This window comes from Blautia massiliensis (ex Liu et al. 2021), from assembly GCF_052064225.1.
In the GTDB taxonomy this organism is placed as follows: domain Bacteria; phylum Bacillota; class Clostridia; order Lachnospirales; family Lachnospiraceae; genus Blautia_A; species Blautia_A fusiformis.
Genome location: NZ_JBQHWA010000033.1, coordinates 1 through 18,423 on the forward strand (window position 1 = coordinate 1; position 18,423 = coordinate 18,423).

At 39.4% G+C, this 18,423-nt stretch carries 18 protein-coding genes, 1 tRNA gene and 1 pseudogene; 2 read left to right on the plus strand and 18 right to left on the minus strand.

Features of this window, described 5'->3' with window-relative positions:
* Nucleotides 1-78: 78 nt before the first annotated feature.
* From ACTNDQ_RS12500 to ACTNDQ_RS12580, 17 genes and pseudogenes are all read right to left on the minus strand, one after another.
* Nucleotides 79-189, minus strand: a pseudogene (locus ACTNDQ_RS12500) (YaiI/YqxD family protein); the annotation flags it as partial.
* Complete coding sequence (locus ACTNDQ_RS12505) at nucleotides 186-524, minus strand: MmcQ/YjbR family DNA-binding protein (protein WP_154432774.1); 339 nt, start codon at nucleotides 522-524, stop codon at nucleotides 186-188. The pseudogene ACTNDQ_RS12500 and the gene ACTNDQ_RS12505, both read right to left, overlap by 4 nt.
* A gap of 14 nt (nucleotides 525-538) precedes the next feature.
* Nucleotides 539-1,258, minus strand: coding sequence for a hypothetical protein (locus ACTNDQ_RS12510; RefSeq protein WP_154432773.1), 720 nt, complete (start codon nucleotides 1,256-1,258; stop codon nucleotides 539-541).
* A gap of 57 nt (nucleotides 1,259-1,315) precedes the next feature.
* On the minus strand, nucleotides 1,316-1,639 hold the full coding sequence (locus tag ACTNDQ_RS12515; protein ID WP_235232786.1) for a helix-turn-helix domain-containing protein: 324 nt from the start codon (nucleotides 1,637-1,639) through the stop codon (nucleotides 1,316-1,318).
* A 171-nt stretch (nucleotides 1,640-1,810) separates the two neighbouring features.
* The gene (locus tag ACTNDQ_RS12520; RefSeq protein WP_154432771.1) at nucleotides 1,811-2,242 is read right to left on the minus strand and encodes a hypothetical protein; all 432 of its coding nucleotides are present in this window, start codon (nucleotides 2,240-2,242) and stop codon (nucleotides 1,811-1,813) included.
* 15 nt (nucleotides 2,243-2,257) lie between these two features.
* On the minus strand, nucleotides 2,258-2,554 hold the full coding sequence (locus tag ACTNDQ_RS12525; RefSeq protein WP_154581414.1) for a hypothetical protein: 297 nt from the start codon (nucleotides 2,552-2,554) through the stop codon (nucleotides 2,258-2,260).
* Nucleotides 2,555-2,571: 17 nt separating this feature from the next.
* Nucleotides 2,572-3,564, minus strand: a complete 993-nt coding sequence (locus ACTNDQ_RS12530; protein WP_154581413.1) for a DUF6017 domain-containing protein — start codon at nucleotides 3,562-3,564, stop codon at nucleotides 2,572-2,574.
* Between the two features lie 47 nt (nucleotides 3,565-3,611).
* Complete coding sequence (locus ACTNDQ_RS12535; protein WP_154432768.1) at nucleotides 3,612-3,962, minus strand: replication initiator protein A; 351 nt, start codon at nucleotides 3,960-3,962, stop codon at nucleotides 3,612-3,614.
* Complete coding sequence (locus tag ACTNDQ_RS12540) at nucleotides 3,962-4,870, minus strand: ParB/RepB/Spo0J family partition protein (RefSeq protein ID WP_154432767.1); 909 nt, start codon at nucleotides 4,868-4,870, stop codon at nucleotides 3,962-3,964. The genes ACTNDQ_RS12535 and ACTNDQ_RS12540 overlap by 1 nt, the downstream gene beginning before the upstream one ends.
* Nucleotides 4,860-5,645: a ParA family protein gene (locus ACTNDQ_RS12545; RefSeq protein ID WP_154432766.1), complete on the minus strand. Its 786-nt coding sequence runs from the start codon at nucleotides 5,643-5,645 to the stop codon at nucleotides 4,860-4,862. The genes ACTNDQ_RS12540 and ACTNDQ_RS12545 overlap by 11 nt, the downstream gene beginning before the upstream one ends.
* 18 nt (nucleotides 5,646-5,663) lie before the next feature.
* Nucleotides 5,664-6,533 (minus strand): ParB/RepB/Spo0J family partition protein, encoded by an 870-nt coding sequence (locus ACTNDQ_RS12550; RefSeq protein WP_441064748.1) that lies wholly within the window; start codon nucleotides 6,531-6,533, stop codon nucleotides 5,664-5,666.
* A 411-nt stretch (nucleotides 6,534-6,944) separates the two neighbouring features.
* Nucleotides 6,945-7,018 (minus strand) — tRNA-Arg (locus tag ACTNDQ_RS12555).
* Nucleotides 7,019-7,807: 789 nt separating this feature from the next.
* On the minus strand, nucleotides 7,808-8,683 hold the full coding sequence (locus ACTNDQ_RS12560; protein WP_059086529.1) for a DUF3881 family protein: 876 nt from the start codon (nucleotides 8,681-8,683) through the stop codon (nucleotides 7,808-7,810).
* Nucleotides 8,684-8,716: 33 nt separating this feature from the next.
* On the minus strand, nucleotides 8,717-10,012 hold the full coding sequence (gene serS, locus ACTNDQ_RS12565) for a serine--tRNA ligase (RefSeq protein WP_015526534.1): 1,296 nt from the start codon (nucleotides 10,010-10,012) through the stop codon (nucleotides 8,717-8,719).
* A 44-nt stretch (nucleotides 10,013-10,056) separates the two neighbouring features.
* Nucleotides 10,057-10,578 (minus strand): DUF4446 family protein, encoded by a 522-nt coding sequence (locus tag ACTNDQ_RS12570; protein ID WP_015526535.1) that lies wholly within the window; start codon nucleotides 10,576-10,578, stop codon nucleotides 10,057-10,059.
* A gap of 8 nt (nucleotides 10,579-10,586) precedes the next feature.
* Nucleotides 10,587-11,519, minus strand: a complete 933-nt coding sequence (locus ACTNDQ_RS12575) for a ParB/RepB/Spo0J family partition protein (RefSeq protein ID WP_441064749.1) — start codon at nucleotides 11,517-11,519, stop codon at nucleotides 10,587-10,589.
* Entirely contained in the window at nucleotides 11,519-12,286 is a 768-nt protein-coding gene (locus ACTNDQ_RS12580; RefSeq protein WP_092072358.1) for a ParA family protein, read from the minus strand. Before ACTNDQ_RS12580 ends, ACTNDQ_RS12575 begins: the two co-directional genes overlap by 1 nt.
* A gap of 3,054 nt (nucleotides 12,287-15,340) precedes the next feature.
* Between ACTNDQ_RS12580 and ACTNDQ_RS12585 the strand changes: the two genes are divergently transcribed.
* A complete protein-coding gene (locus ACTNDQ_RS12585) occupies nucleotides 15,341-15,790 on the plus strand; it encodes an SseB family protein (RefSeq protein WP_320811013.1) in 450 nt (149 codons plus the stop codon).
* Between the two features lie 605 nt (nucleotides 15,791-16,395).
* Nucleotides 16,396-17,349 carry an alpha/beta fold hydrolase gene (locus ACTNDQ_RS12590; RefSeq protein WP_278796648.1) on the plus strand — a complete coding sequence of 318 codons (954 nt, stop codon included), beginning with the start codon at nucleotides 16,396-16,398 and terminating at the stop codon, nucleotides 17,347-17,349.
* A gap of 253 nt (nucleotides 17,350-17,602) precedes the next feature.
* Here ACTNDQ_RS12590 and ACTNDQ_RS12595 read toward each other — a convergent pair whose 3' ends face one another.
* A complete protein-coding gene (locus ACTNDQ_RS12595) occupies nucleotides 17,603-18,193 on the minus strand; it encodes a TetR-like C-terminal domain-containing protein (protein WP_015526541.1) in 591 nt (196 codons plus the stop codon).
* Nucleotides 18,194-18,423: the final 230 nt, after the last annotated feature.

Below are 18,423 nucleotides of genomic sequence, written 5' to 3' on the forward strand. Positions count from 1 at the left end.
GCGACAGCTTGAACATCACATGGAAAATCTGACTGGCGGCACCCCTCCCGTCAGATACCTACCCTGTGTAGTCCCTTGTAAACTGTACTTTGTATCACATAAAAGAACAACAGGGATTTCATATTTCTTTGCTGTTTTTTCTACGATTGACACCACAGGACAGGAATCCGCATCTACTAATATCCTCATTTTTTCTTTCCTTTCGTCAGATCATAACTTTCCCCGATCATCCGCCAGATATCTTTATCAGGAACAGAGCCATCCAAGATAATAGAATTCCAGTGTGTCTTGTTCATATGATAAGCTGGGATCACAGATTCAAAAGCATTTCTCCAGAACTCTCTCCATTCCGGATCACATTTTACATTTATCCATACATAACCATCTTTATCATAAATAAGCGCAAATGTTTTCTTATTTCCCTTATGACGCATAACACACCAGTTATCATCATGAAAAGGATAATCTTCATATACATCTTGAAATGAATGGCAATATTGTATTGCCTCCTGCCTTGTCTGCATAGTTTCCTCTTTTCTTAACCTTCCTCTCCCCGGATCGGAGCATAGAAGATCAGCAAATCTATATATTTTTCTCCGTCTCCCTGTTCTCTATAATCATACCGGATCATATAATCCCGAATACTATATCCCCGATACGGATCAGATAGGGTATAAAGTTCTCCTGTTGTAAAATCAATTAGTGAGTACCCTGTGCTTTCCAGATATTCATCATTATCACTGTTTACCTGATCTTCATAAAATTCACACACCTTATCCAGACAATCCTGACACAATTGATCTTTGAGAGTTTCACAGTCTATCGTATCTTTCTCTCCAAGGTGTATATTGGGTTCCGCAATACATCTATCCGGTTGAGAGTGTGTCATAATAGAACCATAATCCTCTCCAAAAGAATTTACCATTGTGCTCATATGCCCAGAATCAATCTTTTCATTTCCATCATCATCATATTCTCGGATCCGGGTGTCAGTGACTGACATATCGGCCCAATGGATAATCCCAATTGAATCGAATTTTCTATAATATTCCAAAAGTCCACCAGCCGGTGTTCCGCAAATAAAGCATTGTTCTTTACCGATTGATGATTGAAGAGACAGTTCAAAGTCATCATCAGATTCATAATCCATCTGATCCAACTGTTGTTTTGTTGTTGATGTTTTTGCAGGCTGCGTCTGACAACCACAAAGAGTAATCCCTAATATAAGTACAAAGCATAAAATATTACTTCTTTTCATAAAAACCCCCGAAGCTGAAATAAGGACGTACTATGCCATCCCTCAGCACAGACGTCCCTATTTTCTAATAATGCCCTGTATATACGCTTTTACCAGCTCTTTTTGATGTTCGTCCATCGCATTCCAGTCATAAAGCAGCTGTTTCTGATCTGCTGTTAAATCAGGAATTTCTTCATCACCTGCAAAAAACTGGGCAAGGGTGATATCGAATCCCTCACATATTTTCTCAAGCGTCTGAATCGTTGGAACACTCTTCCTGTTTAGCAATGTAGAAATAGATGACTGGGCAATTCCAGATTTCTGAGCGAGTCTGTACCTACTAAATTTCTTTTTTTCACACAACTGCTCAATCCTGGCAATAATATAGTTCTCAGCTTGCAAGTATTCTACACCTCATTTCCGATATGATACCCTTATTGTACTTATAATTAAGGAAACTTATCAGATTGTATATTCCAATGCAAAATACTTAGGTATAACGAAGTATACAGGTAAAAAAATAAGGAACTACATTAGTATATCATATTTGTTCCCAGTTCTGCATCAATTTACTCATGATGGTCTGATATTATTACTATCGTTATCAGGAATATCTATGTATTTATCAAACATAGAGAATAGAGCAGCAATAAACTGTTCTGCGCTTCTATTCTGCTCCACAATCTGTTCCAATGACAATCCTTCTATAAACTTACAGACATATACCCAACAAGCCAGATCACATGCTTCTACAATAATGTCATTAATAATCTTTCCCATAACTTTATCAAAATCATTGATATCTTCAACAGGAAGTGATTGCAGATAATCAAGTGGGGGAAGCTCCCCACTTGGATTATACTTTTCTGATTCATCTAAAAATGCTAAGACCTTTTGCCTGGATTCTTCTGGCATCTTTACATATTCCCACAATGCCATAACCACTTTCAAATCCGTATCTCTACGAAGCGGTGGTAATTGGATATAATTATTTTCTTTAATCATGGTTCTTCTCCTCCTCTATGCTAACAATATTCTCACTAATTTTTCCCGGGCCAGATCAATCGCAGCATCTATAAATACACTTACATACAAAACCAGAAATGCTGAAACGATCAGGCAGAACAAAAATACAACCTGCGCCCAATCCTGGTAACAGATAATCGTTCCTATTGCCAAAGCTACCAGTCCAAGCACCACAAATGATTTAGCAATTGAAACCATATTCACAACCAGCTTAACGAGTATTCCCACGATTATGAGAATAAACCAGACCGGAATCAATAATATTTTCCCAATGAGCTTTAAACAAAACATCTTTCTCCTCCTCTCAGTCAGACAGCAAACTGCGGCATGTCATGATTCACTTCTGCCTTATAGTACCCATCGATCGTTGTCGGGGCATTGAATAATGCTGCCAGCATATATTTCTTGATATTTTTCACCTTTGATGTATTCTTCTTGAAACAGTCAAGAACATACTCGATGTGGGAATAATTCAGTTTTAAAAACTTGCCGCGTACCAGTTCTGCCGGATACCAGTTACTTGCGATCAGGATCTTTTCGCTACTGCACAGAACTGTTTCCAAAATAAGCTCATAAATGCCCTGAATCAATGCTTCGTCATACTGATACGCAATAAGTAATGACTCATAATCTATGTTTTCCTTGATGAGATCCTGATAAGCGGATACCGTATTCATCATATCAACATCTGATCTCTGTCTATCGGATATGATTTGATCTGATTTATTCTTACTCTCTTTAATATCGCTAGTATTATTATAATTAGAGTTTGAATTGCAAACTTCTTGAAGTTTATTTTCAGGACTTCTTGAAGTTTGTTTTTGGGACTTCATGGAGTTTGTTTTATAAACTTCTGCATCTTCCAGAGTATCAACATTGGTTTGTTTTGTAAACTTCTGTGCTTCCTCTGCTGATTGTTCCGCCTGTTCCTCATAGACCATGAAGCTTTTTACATATATGATGTTAGCTTTTCCAAATCCCTGCCTGCGCTTTTCAATCAAACCGATTCCATTCTCATCATCCAGTTCCTGCAGCGATTTTACAGCTTTATTCCTTCCACAGTTCAACAGTTCCATGATATCTTCAATGGAAAAATAGATGTATGCCCGGTTCTGTTCATCAAACCACTGATTTTTGATGGACAAAGACATTCTATCCAGCATCAGACCGTATAATATCTTTGCATCACTGCTCAGATTTTTAAAATATTCATTTTTGAATAAAAGTTTTGGTATCCGGTAGAAGCTGTACTGATCAGCTTCATTCCCGTAAAAGTATCGAAATGTCAATTTCTGATCCATATTTTCTCCTTTCCTGCGGTAGTAGTTCCATAATGGACATTTCTTACTCACGCTACCGCAAAGTCTTTTACGTAATAAATGCTTGGCAGCCCCATGCCTCTAAAATGCTTTTCTATAAGTCCGGCATTTTCAAGCTCTGTCAGACATTCCCTTGCTTTTTTTCTGGTTACTCCCATGTCTTTCTGGATTTCCTGAATCGGATAAACAACATACATCCGGTTTCTTTCATCGACCCATTTATTCTTCACCGCCATTCCCATACGGTCTAAAAGAAGACCGTAGAGAACTTTTGCATGAATGGTAATTCCCGTAAATATTTTTTCAGTAACCAGCATCTTTGGAATATGTATAAAAGAATACTGATCCGCCTGTTTTCCATACATATATTTAAAATCCATCACATTACCTCCTGTTCCTGTTTCCATTTCTCCAATAATGATTCAATCACTTTCTCCACGTCTTCCGATGTATAATTCTTTGGAAAATATTTCGTCAGCTTCTTTTCATTCAAAGTTACCTTTCTTGCCGGAGCCTTTACCGGAATATGGCTATTCAGAATACTGATCATCAGACTCTGGGTAACCGGTCCTTGTCCAAGATAATTTCTTAAAGCTGCAATTTGGTTCGGTTTGATAAATCCATTGTCACAGATATATTCATAAATCCATTTCTGTACATCCGGTGGAATATATGATATATCAACAGCAATGGTAAAGTTCAGACGTTTCTTGTCTACCAATTCCAGTAAATCTGGGATAAGTTCTGTCAAGCGGATGTATCTTTGAACCTGTTTATAGCTTTCTCCGGTTCCTTGAGCAATTGCTTCTGTTGTTCTTTTAAACTTTGGGACATTTTGTCCCAAAGTTAAATCAGTCCTTTCACCTTGATGTCTCATTGCTTCCATTTTCATTTTATAAGCGAATGCCTTCTCACTCGGAAGCAACTCCTCTCTTTGGATATTGGCATCTACCATGGCAATCACAGCTTCATCATCCGTCATTTCTCTGACAATTGCCGGTATTGTTATTAACCCCGCCTTCTGTGCCGCATGCATCCGACGATGGCCGGAGATCATTTCATATCCATCATTTTGATCCGGACGGATCAGAACCGGGGTCAAAACTCCTGATTCACTGATGCTTTCTATGAGATTCTGCATTTTCTCATCATCAATTACTTTAAATGGATGACCTGCAAAGGACTTTATTTTATCAATCTCAATCTCCATTGCAGACTCTTCATTTACAACTCCCAGAAGTTCATCAATACTTGTCAGTTTGATTTTCTCGCCGCTTCTATTTTTCATTTTCTAAAACCTCCTGTGTAAGACTCTTATATGCATTGGACACTTTGCTCCTAGGACAGTGAGCATAAATACTGATTCCCTCTGCACTTGTTTCTGCCGCCTTTACCGATAACGGTATTACATTTTCAAAAATCGTGATCTTTGAACCGTAGGTAACGTGGAGCATGGTTGAAATATCTTTTGCGTAATTTGTTCTGAAATCTACCATAGTCAGAAGAATTCCCATGATCTGCAATTTCCGGTTCAGTCTTTTCTTTACCATAGAAATGGTTTTGATCAGCTGCTGGAGACCTTTCACCGGCAAATATGCTGCCTGTACCGGAATCAGAACTGCATCCGAAGCAACCAGTGCATTGATCGTCATCATGCCAAGGCTGGGCATACAGTCGATCAGGATATAATCGTATCGTTCTCTCATCATTTCGATATAATCTTTCATGATCATTTCCCGGCTCATCACATTTCCCAGCGTTACTTCCAAGGCTGACAATTCAATATTTGCCGGTAACAGATCCACATTTTCCTCATGATGAAGAATTCCATCCTCCGGTTTTATTTCTTCCTCATTAATAACTGCCAGCATAATTGTTGCCAGGGTAGTACCAAGATCATCCGGTTCCACATACCCAAGACTGGCTGTCAGGCTTCCCTGGGGATCCGCATCAATCAAAAGCACCTTTTTCCCTTCTTTCGCCAGGCCGATCCCTAAGTTTACTGTTGTCGTTGTCTTTCCGACCCCGCCTTTCTGATTTGTAACAGCGATTACTTTACACATTCTTCATTCCTCCGTTTCTTATTTGTCCCAGTATTGTTCCATCCATATTTTTAAGATTGCTACGATTTCACGCTTCATCATTTCCGGTGTATAGTTGTTGGGAAAATATCTGTGAAGCTGTTCATTTGTAAATGTGACTCTTGTTATTTCTCCTTTTTTTATTTCACTGAGAATTTCCTGCATCTTTTCTAAAGTCAGCTTTCCATCTTTGCTCAATTTTTTTATTCGCTGTGCCTGAGAAAGAGAGGGCACTGACTGAGCATAATCCATGGCTTCGATTAGCTGTTTTTGTTCCTTTTCCTTTAATGCTGCCAGTTCAACTGCCGGATTGAAGGAAATCAGTTCATCATCTAACTGCTGTAAAAGCTCTGGAATCAGGTTCGTGAGAGTAATATATCTTTGCACCTGCTTTGGACTTTCACCTGTTTCTTCTGCGATAATTTCCACTGTTCTCTTTCCTTTTAAATTGTGGTCGATTTGGCTACGCGGTCTTCCTGCAGTCCTTTTCATAGCATCATTCTTCATTTTGTAAGCAAAAGCTTTCTCGCTGTAACTGATCCGTTCCCTTTGAAGATTAGAATCCACCATTTTTATAATGGCTTCCTCATCGTTCATTACCCGAATAATCACAGGCACTTTCCGATATCCAAGCTGCTGTGCTGCATATTTTCTTCTGTGACCAGAAATGATTTCGTATACACTATCTGGTACCGGCCTTACGATCAGCGGATTTAAAACACCATATTTTTTTATGCTGTCTTTCAGAAGATGCATATCCTTATCATCTTCAACCTTGAATGGATGATCTTTAAAAGATCTGAGCCTTTCAATCTCAATTTCAATTATCTGTTCATCATCAAACTGAGTAGCTGCTTCTTTTCCTGCCATTAAACTCCTCCTTTTCCTGTAATCCAAACAAAAAATGCCCGTTCAGATTAGATTCTTTTATTTGAATCTGATCCAAACGAGCATCCCGTTTGCCATTAGCTACAGCTAATGAAACATTCTATTGTTTCAGCTAATAGAAGTTTGCAGAAGTTCCTTTTATAGAAGGATTTTACACCGCTTTACCCTGTTTTACATCCCCAATCTGAGGTTTCAACAGGAACGAACCCCGATGTTAGCAGGAAGTTCATTTTTTCCCGTTTGCAAAACAGCATTTTTGATTAGCTGCCAGCTAACGAATATCACTTCAAATTAGCTGGAAATTCATTTCTCACTTGCTTTTTCTTCATCGAAAATAATAAAAAGCGGAAGATGGTTTTGCTAATTTTGCTAACCATTTTCCGCTTGATATACCGTCTCCGGGAGGATTTGAACCTCTGACCCCTCGCTTAGGAGGCGAGTGCTCTATCCAGCTGAGCTACGAAGACAAGTACCGATTTTTGGCTTAAACACTAAGTTTTCAGCCTTTTGGTTCGGTAACCGATATATGATTTTCAGCTGATTTTTAATCAACTGCAGATCATCAGATTATGAAATTGTAACAGTAGAACATCCGCCAAAATGGGGAAAGCTCCGTTGTTAATTTTGTCTCTTCCAGAATAGATTCGAACTCCAAGTTCTTTTTTCTGTTTTCCCTCAGGGTTCAGCCGCGGCTCCTTCTTAGGAGGCGAACGCTCTATCCTACTGAGCTACAGAGACATTTATTCAATTTTTGGCTTATTTCCTGGGTTTTTGGAACTTCAGCCTGTATTAAGAATGCTCCGAAGAGCGGTTCTTCTAATCAAAAAGAGGTCGATTTTCGACCGGTTTATTAGCAGCATCCGTATAATTGACCCTTCCGCCATTGTTAGACGGGAAGTCGGAACTGTCGCGTCGGGAGTCAATTCTCAAGAAGATTTGAACTCACAACAGAATTACTGTTTTTCAGCAGACTCGTGCTCGCCCTTTTTCTTAGGAGGCGTGTGCTCTATCCAGCTGAGCTATATGGACGTGTCTGATATATGATTATAGCCCGATCAAAGTCGAACTGCAATCCCTTATTTAGTTTTTTTTGAGGTGGCCGTTGTAACGCAACCTTAGGAGGCGTGTGCTCTATCCAGCTGAGCTATATGGACATATATGGTTGTGAAACATTTCGAACACTTCCAAAAGTTTCACAACCATTATTTTACTATATTTATTTTGAAATTACAAGAATTAATTCTAAATTTGAAAACTTAATAGTGCAGCTGACCCTGCAGCCAGATTGTTCCTTTGAAGCGGCGTCCAACTGCCGGTTCACCGAGAAGATCTTTGCTGTTGATGCAGATATCAAACTGTATATCATTGCTCTCTATAGTCATCTGGCAGATTTCTTCACCTGTCAGGATATTCTTAAATTTCATGATATCCAGAATCTCACCAAGAACATTATACTGATCACATTCAATTCCATAAGGCATGAAATAAGAGTCCACGATCGTGAGAACATCATCTGTAACAATTCTCTGGGAAATCATGGAGTAAGTATCCATATCCTCCATTGTAAGGCTCTCCATAGCTTCCTCATCACCATTACGCGCTGCTGCAATCAGATTAGTCCTGTTTTTGGAAAGCTCTCTCTCCACCTTTACCGCTTCCTTATCCTTCTGCAGCGGAAACAGGATCTTTCCCTCAGAAGCCAGACCGGAAACCGTCACCGGACGGTCCCCCGGGTCTTTCAGGCCTTTGTATTTCTCCTGCATATATTCTGCCAGATTCTGCAGATAAAAGATCATAGTCACGCCAATACGCAGATCATCACATGCTCCTGCATAAGATTCCTTATCTGTATGACGTTCAACAGTCACTTTTTCCCTGGATGTGATTCCTGTTCCCCTGAAAAATGGGAAATAATATTCCACGTGAAACTCACCGTTCTCATCGTACTGACCACAAACGCTGATTCCACAGTCACAGCCATAATTCTTGGAAAACTGTACAAATACGCCTTCCGGATGATTTTCCACGCAAACCTTTTCATCGTAGCTTGCGATCACATCACGGATGATCTCTTTTATTTCACTTCTTCTGGTAATCTGTGAAAAACCAACGGTCTTTAAATAACTGTGCACAAGAACACCTCCCTGAAAAAGCCTGCGTTTCTCTTACGCGCGTGTCTTTTTCTCAATCTTTGTCATACCGCCCATATATGGCTGCAGAGCTTTTGGAATGTTTACAGATCCATCTGCATTCAGGTTATTCTCCAGGAAAGCAATGAGCATTCTCGGAGGTGCTACTACTGTATTGTTTAATGTATGAGCGAGATATTTCTTGCCATCTTTGCCGTTTACACGGATTTTCAGACGACGTGCCTGTGCATCTCCAAGGTTGGAGCAGCTTCCTACCTCAAAGTATTTCTTCTGACGTGGAGACCATGCCTCAACATCGAGGGATTTTACCTTAAGATCAGCAAGGTCACCGGAGCAGCACTCAAGCGTACGAACCGGAATATCAAGAGAACGGAACAGATCTACTGTATTCTGCCACAGCTTGTCGAACCACATCTTACTCTCCTCTGGCTTGCAGACAACGATCATCTCCTGTTTCTCGAACTGATGGATACGGTAAACACCTCTCTCCTCAAGTCCATGAGCACCTTTCTCTTTACGGAAGCACGGAGAATAGCTTGTAAGTGTCTTCGGAAGCTCTTCCTCCGGGATGATCTGGTCAATGAATTTACCGATCATGGAATGCTCACTTGTTCCGATCAGGTAAAGATCCTCACCTTCGATCTTGTACATCATAGCATCCATCTCCGCAAAGCTCATAACGCCTGTAACAACGTTGCTTCTGATCATGAAAGGCGGTACGCAGTAAGTAAATCCCCGGTTGATCATGAAATCTCTTGCATAGGAAATTACTGCGGAATGAAGGCGTGCGATATCACCCATCAGATAATAGAATCCGTTACCGGCAACACGTCTTGCGCTGTCAAGATCGATTCCATCAAAATTCTCCATGATATCTGTATGATACGGAACTTCAAAATCCGGAACAACCGGCTCACCAAATTTCTCAATCTCTACGTTCTGGCTGTCGTCTTTACCGATCGGTACAGAAGGATCGATGATGTTCGGGATCACCATCATATCTTTCAGAAGCTCTTCCTCAACCTCTTTCTCTCTCTGAGAAAGTTCCTCAATACGAGTTCCGGATGCAGCAACCTGTTTTTTAACCTCTTCTGCCTCTTCTCTTTTTCCCTGGCCCATAAGAGCACCGATCTGTTTGGAGATCTTGTTTCTCTCAGCACGGAGAGCCTCAACCTCCTGCTTAATCTCTCTGTTTTCTTTATCAAGTTCGAGAACCTTGTCAACCAGCTCCAGTTTGCTGTCCTGGAACTTATTGCGGATATTCTGCTTTACAACCTCCGGATTCTCTCTCACAAACTTAATGTCTAACATGATATTCCTCCTGTATTAAAAATATTCTTACTCTTTGCAGTTTTTTATTCCTTCTCAATCTCACCAAGGCCAAAGTTTACTGCTTTTCTCAAAGCTTCCACTTCTTCCTGACTAAGTACAACATAGGACTCACCTTTTACAATCTCCTTTAAATAAAGGAAACAGTTATCGCGGCTGTGAACCGCATTCAAGATCAGACCCGTATTGTTTTTATCAAGAAGCGCCAGTGCAAAGCTGAGTTTTCCACCTACATCATCAAATGCATCATACTTCTCAACGCCATATTTGCTGAACATTACATTCATATTTTTTTTGATAAAGCTGATGTCATGATCATGATCTTCCTTTGCTTCATACAGCCGATCGATCTGTGCAAATTTTCTTACAAAAACTTTTTCCAGTGACTGTGCATCTCCGCCTCTCATAAACATCTTGTACTTCCGTTCCAAACGGCTGAGACGCATATTGCTACTCACCACATTGATCAGAAGAATGATGGTAAGGATCAGCAAAACAATGATCACAATCCCGGAATCAATTCCCATGCTTTCAAAAATCCCGCTCATTCTGCCTCCTATCTGATAGATTCGAACAGATCAATGATCCTCTCCAGTTCATCTCTGGAATAATATTCAATTTCAATTTTACCTTTGTTGTTTTTCTTTCGCTGAATGGATACCTTTGTTCCCATGATACCCTTCATTTTTTCTTCCAGGCTCTCATAAATGGCATCTTCTGCTGTGTTTCTCTCTGTTTTTACTTTTCTCGCAGGAGAAACCAGATTCTTTACAAGTTTTTCCGTCTCACGAACACTGAGTTTTTCATCAAAAACCTTCATGGCTGTTGTTTCCTGAAGAGCTTCATCAGAAATTCCCAGAAGTGCTCTCGCATGACCAGCTGAGATCATATCTGCAATTACCATCTCCTGAACTTTTGAAGAAAGCTTCAGAAGACGCATGGAATTAGTTACTGCAGTTCTGCTTTTGGCAACTCTGTCTGCGATTTCATCCTGTTTCAGGTGAAACTCTTCCATCAGACGTTTGTATGCCATCGCTTCCTCTATAGGATTCAGGTCTTCCCGCTGAATGTTCTCGATCAGGGAAATTTCTACGATTTCCTGGTCTGTAAACTCTTTTACAACAACAGGAACTTCCTTGAGCCCTGCCATCTTGGCAGCTCTCCAGCGGCGTTCGCCTGCAATGATCTCAAAATAATCCTTCTTATCGGATACCAACAACGGCTGAAGAACACCGTACTGTTTAATGGATTCCGAAAGTTCCAACAGCGCATCCTCATCAAAATGTCTTCTGGGCTGATTCAGATTTGGTTCTACGCTGGAAATTTTCACAAGTCGTTCTGCGGCCGGATTATCTTTTTCAGTTGGTTTGTCTTTTTTTACAACTGCAGATCCTGTCTTTTTTGCAGGTTCCTTTGACGGACCGCCTGCTTTGTTCGGGATCAGTGCGTCAAGACCCTTTCCAAGGCCTCCTGTTCTTCTTCCAGCCATCACTCGCCCTCCCTGCCTATAACTTCTTCTGCCAGGAGGCGATAACTCTCTGCTCCTGTAGATCGTGAATCGTACAGATTGATCGGTTTTCCATAGCTTGGTGCCTCTGCAAGTCGTACATTTCTCGGTATGATCGTTTTGTATATATTCTGGTCCAGGTTTTCTTTTACATTTTCTACAACCTGAAGTGACAGATTTGTTCTGGCATCATACATAGTAAAGACCACACCTTCGATCTTCAGTCTCTTATTCAATCGGTCTCTTACCAGTTCGATGGTATGTATCAACTGTGACAAACCTTCCAATGCATAATACTCACACTGAATCGGCACCAGAACGGAGGTTGCGGCTGTCAAAGCATTAATTGTAAGCATACTCAGTGACGGCGGACAATCCATGATTATGTAATCATATTTCCGGCGAAGTTTATCCGTGATCTTTTTCAGAATAAATTCTTTATCCTCAAGATCAACCAGTTCAATTTCTGCACCGGAAAGATTCATATTCGATGGTATCAGGTCAACATTATCTACAACGTTCTTTATAATGGTATCCTTGGTCTCTGCTTCTCCAAGCAGCAGCTCATAAAGGGTGTTTTCTACTGCATTCTTGTCTGCGCCAAGTCCACTGGTCGTATTTCCCTGCGGATCAATGTCGATGGCAAGAACCTTTTTCCCTTTTTCAGCAAGGCAGGCCGACAGATTGATGGCTGTCGTTGATTTTCCAACCCCGCCTTTCTGATTGGCAACTGCAATGATTCGTCCCATTGTACCCCTCCTTTTTATTTTTTTAAGGGATTTTTACTCATTGGATATCATTATAACACTTTTATTTTTAAACTGCCACATAATGTTTCACGTGAAACAATAGAAAATAGGTTTTGAATTATTTTATTTATTGTGTAGTATACCCAAACTCATTCCGGACTAAACAGAAGTTTGACAGTAACAGTACATCGATTATAAAGTCGATCAATTCCGCATAAACTTCCAGTTTTATTTGTTACCAATCAGACTATATATTTTACGCCATAAAAACGTACCAGAAATGAAGTTCCCATTTATAGATATTTTGCTGAAATTGTTCTGATTTATCGTAATCTCGAAAATAATTCGATTTTCTCGGTATAGATATATTATCTTTTATGGAACCTTGCACACTGCTACATAGGCATCGAAATCCCTTTCTTTTACAGCATTTATAGCATTTTCAAATTTTATCTGAACACTAAAAACATTACTATTATTATCAAGCGAATAAAAACATCTGTAAACGCATTCGCAGTTCTACACTGAATAACTGCTTCGCGATTTACCAAAAGGACTACAAGCTACTCTTCCCTGATAAGAAGCAGTTCTTCAACCACTGCTTATCGTTTCTTGCAATTGAAGCCAAAAACAGGGGGACCTCCTGATTCGAGTCATACAAACAAAAACATCCGAAGTTGCTACGCAGCTTTACACCGAATAACTGCTCCGCAGTTTATTAAAACTTGCTTGTACTCTTCCTGATACAAGCAAATCCCCAACCACTGCTTATTGTAGTTCACAATTGAAGCAGGTGAATTACTTGATTCGATTAAAATTTATATTAAACCTACCATAAAACACATAAGCACGAACTACAGCTGTTTTTTATTTCTGCAATTGTCAAAGATGGGGTTATAACTCTTTATTCTTAATCTGTCTTCGGATGTTTCACGTGAAACATCCGAAGACAGATTATCAAACCAATATTCATAATTGAAGCAAGTGACTTCCTCGATCCGGTTAAAAATGCCATCAACGAAATCGATCCAAGACACGGTTTGACTTGTAACTGCAAGGGTACTGAACAGTTACGAACACATTATAAAATCAATGAGAAATATCAAAAAAATACTCCGATATATTCTCTCTGGCATTATCTGTATCACGAAAGCATGTAAAAAATACAAGAAACTCCATCCACAAAATAATGTGGCTGTTATCTTTATATTCCCCAAAAGCATCTATATATAGTAAATGGAAACTTCTTTTCCCGGAGTGTTTTTATAGCGTGAAATACATGTATCTCTCGTGAAAAAAATATAATATTATGAAACTGGAATTTTCGATTTTTGTTTATTTTATTATGTTTACAAAAGATTTGCGTATTTATTTCATTTTTCTTCCAATCCTGTTATATATTCGTTATGTACATGTTAACTAAAGGCTTTTTCAAGCATAGTTTCATTTTGTAATATCCAATATAAAATGTATCTGAATAAGGTTCCGGCATAGAACTGGCATAAAATAAATTTCACTTAATAGGCTTTTTTCTTCTAAATCAAGCCGTAAAAGACTTCCCTGTCTTCCCTTTATCTCAGTCATGCGGACAAAAATTTTTGCATTCGATCATAGTTTTACACAAAATAGCTGTTTTACAGTTTATCAGGAAGAGTACAAGTATTTTCCCACCCACAGCTTATTGTTTTTTTGTAATCGAAGCAGCTGCTTTCTTTTATTCGATCAATCAAAATTTCACATGTTTAAAGTAGGAACGGATCTATATTTTATCTTTTTGCCGTATGTGTGCAGGTGCACATTTTATATTTTAAGGCTTTTTTATATGTGCATGCGTGTAAAGTACGTTTTATAGTACTTTTTTTATTTAAAGTACTATAATTTGTACTTTAATACTTTTTTATTCGTAAACATCCTATTATTTCTCTTTATTTTCCAGTATTTTCTTTTATAAAGTCCTTTTTATCGTACTTAATGTTTGTGTTATTATCATTATTATAGTGTTCTCTTCGCAGAAATAATCTCTTATTTTTCTTTATTTCATCCTTACTCTTATATCGTTCTATAAAATCCCCCCATATTTTCCGCCTTACCCTCCGTTTTTTCATATAAATACACATTTTTACTACATTCACTTAACTTGTTAATTCCCCATCCAGTTCACAAAAGCATCTGACCGAAATCATGGGGAATACTGATGACAGTATCTGGCAACTCACCTTACGCAGTTCTACACCCAATAGCTACTTTGCAATTTATCAGGACCTGCTTACAATCTACCCATAACAGTGGCCACATGAATTAGTGCAGTACCTTGTTTTCAGACATGCCCACTTTTCCTGTTTCTAAACGCCGTTGCATTCTTCCTAATGCACGCCACCCGCTGCTTATTACTTATTACTTATTACTTATTACTTATTACTTATTACTTTTTCGTAATTGAAGCAGGGGACTTACTGTTAACTGGTAATATTATCCTCCGAGTTTTTTTGTGAATAAAGACCACTGAAAGCCCTGGACATACCATGCAAATTTATGTGATTAGCATAATTTCTGTGCATCGCGAAGTGTATTACCAAGAACGGAGTGATCAGTAATCAGGAAACTGCTTGATTTAATTCAAGCAGATAAAAGCATCCGTTTCACTACTTGCTCATAACCGAATAAGTGCTTCGCAGTTTATCAGAAGGAGCCTGCGCTTCTCCTGATGCAAGCAAGTTCCCCTGATTATTGCTTTTCGAAATCGAACCAGGGGACTTATTTGATTCAGTTAAAAACACTTCTTCTCTTGCCTCATTTTCCCCTGAAATGCTATAATCCATAAAGAAAGCATTCGCAAACACCTTGCAGTTTGCGGCTAATACATTGTTTCGTAAATAACTATACTAATCGCGTGGGATGTGGATTCGAGTGTGCAGGTATAAAAATGCAGGCGTAGCTGGCTATGCTGAGGCTTTTAGATCTGTGCAGTCGGATTCACCAACAAGTAATTGGTATAGTTATTTCGAAAACAATGTACTAGTCATTTATCATCTGATCGAAAGGAATATTTTATACATGAACACCACAAATAATCGCAACGATCTCTATAAAAAACAATTAGACAAGACTTTAAATGGCAATGAAAAGATCGAAACTGCCATTGCAGCACTCCAAAAAGAAGCAACCGAAGAAATGCTTGCTCATACTCTCACCGTGATCCGTCGCAGAATGCAGGAGCAGGCACAGCTGATCATTGCTGTAGAACCTCCAAAAGGTGATGGAAAAATTTCTCTTCATGCGATCAAAACCAACGATGGAAAGCAATGGTGGGCTGCATTTACCAGCTTTGACGAAGAGTTAAAAGGCAGTGATAAGATCATGTCCACATTTACCGCAGATATTGATAAGATTTTTGCTTCTGCATTGCAAGAGCCGTCTGTTGAGGGAGTAATTCTCAATCCATGGAACCGCACACTGATGCTGAACAAAACCCTTATCAACATCATCCTCGGCAATCCTGTATAGCATCAGCTCTGTCGGATAACAAGTCCAATGTTTCACGTGAAACACTTGGTATTTTACTGAAGTATAAAAGCATTCCAGCGGATAACAGCATCCTCTTCGCTACTTGCTCATAACCAAATAACTACTTCGCATTTTATCAGAAGGAGCTTTTCCTTCTCCTGATACAAGTAAGTCCCCTGCTTATTGCTCTTCGCAATTAAAGCAGGGACTTACTTGATTCGGTTCCAAATCTGATTTCTATGTATCATGAAGCATATTGGCGATGCTACTGTTCACTGATAATATTCCGTAATTTTTTTATAAACGAAGGTCGCAGAAAGCCCGAGACCATACCGCACCAATTTATGCGATCAACATAAATTCTTTGCATTGCGAAGCGCGTTACTGAAAGCAGAACGAACAGCAACTTAGCGATCATCGCCAAGAACAGAATGGACAGTAGCGTCAGCATACAATAACAAGGTTAGGGTTCCCACAAAAGCATTGTAAATTTTTCGTTCCTGTCGTATAATAAAGCAAAGAAATATTCAGAAAAAATCAGATCAGATACCTGAATTACGTTACATCTGTCCTGATTATTTTTACGAATTCCAGGAGGCTTTTTAATGAAGAAAAATGGACACAGACTACTTACTCTTGCAGCTTTAGTCGGAACTGCCGCAGGTGTTATTCATATTGCTAACCGTTTCATAGATGCCACATCTCAGCTTAAAGATATGCTGGAACAGCCACACAGCAAAACCTATGACTGGCGTTTTGGAAAGATTTTTTATACAAAACAGGGACATGGCACCCCTATTCTTCTTATTCATGATATCATGCCAGGTGCTTCCGGTTATGAATGGAATGCCATAGAGAAGCAGCTCGCAACCGAACATACCGTTTACACCATTGATCTTCTTGGATGTGGACGTTCCGAAAAACCGGATATTACTTATACCAATTTTGTATTTGCTCAGTTACTCTGTGATTTTGCCAAGAATGTGATTCGTGAAGAAACCGATGTTATTGCCAGTGGTTTCTCAGGTTCTTTTGCGATCATGGCTTACCGTAACAATTCCGACCATTTCCGCAAGATCATGCTGGTCAATCCACCAAGCTTCAGTTCCCTGAAGCAGGCACCTTGTAAAGACAACAAGCTCTTTAAGTATTTTATCGAGCTTCCGATTTTCGGAACTCTGATCTATCATATGGTAGCTTCCCGCGAATCCATCAGCAGTCTGTTTATGGAAAAGCTGTTCTACAATCCCTTCCATGTAACAGATACGCTGGTAGACACCTATTATGAATCCGCTCACAAGGGCGGTTCCAACGCCAAATATCTGTATTCCAGCTACATTGGCAAATACCTGAATATCAGCATTAATAATGCCGTAGAATCTTCCGATGCATCCATCTATATTATTTCCGGAGAAAAAGAAGCTTCCGCTTCTCTTATCGCAGAGGAATACCAGAAGCTGAATTCTTCCATTGAAACCGCTGTGATTCCGGAAACCAGACATCTTCCTCATCTGGAAGATCCGGAACATTTCCTGGAACAGGTAGCTATTTTCCTGTAAAAACAACTTATGATCCGGCAACAAAAACAAAATTTATCTATAGTAATTTTGGAAATCAACGCATCAAAAGTACATTGTTCATGTTCGGAGCCGTTGAGCTTCATGCAGTAATTTGTGGAAATGCTATAAACCAACAAAAAGCCAATAAAAAAAGAGTACTGTTTCACGTGAAACATGAGTTTTCCCTCAAACAAACGTGAAACAATACTCTTTATTTTTTACCAGACTCACAGCATGCATCCGAACATTTCTCTTATCTAAGTGCCTGCTCCAGATACATGTGTGTTGTATTATCGATCAGCTTATGTGTCAGCTCTGCCATATGCTGTGTACTCTCCTGATTCTCAGAAGACAGCCATGTCTTGATCATTCCCACGCATCCATTCAGACAAAACGCATACGCATACTCAATATCACGGTTGTCTTTCGGCAGACGAATTGACAAGCGATGCAGCACTGTATCTGCGATCAGTTTTTCTATACGATTCACAAAAGCCATATCTCCATTCTTTCCAAGAAGTGCGATACAAATATCCTTATTATGATCCAGAATCGTAAATATCTGCTCAATAAAAGGATACGAGCTCTCCTTATTATTAAGAGGATCCAGAGGATAGTCTGCCACCAGATGCGTAATTTCCTCCATCAATTCAGCCTCTATGGATTCCAGCATCTGATAGATATCTGTATAGTGAAGATAAAATGTGGAGCGGTTGATATCAACTTCTTCCACCAGTTCCTTTACCGTAATTTCCTTAATACTCTTCTTCTGCATAAGACGGGCAAGCCCCGCTCGCAACTGTGCCTTGGTCTTACGTACTCTTCTGTCAACTTTTTCCGCCATCTTAATTCCCCCTGCAATTCAAAAAAGCAAGCACGTTTCCTCCGCCTCAATCACCTGTTTCTTACGATACTCTGCAACTGTCATACAATGCATAATGCATCCTTCAAACGAATAAAAGCATTCGCTTTCTCTACGCCGATCTGCATGATACCAGATATCTGCTGTTGTTAAGAATTGACAAGATCAAAATTGTTAACGACGCCGACCTACACGATACCAGATATCTGCTG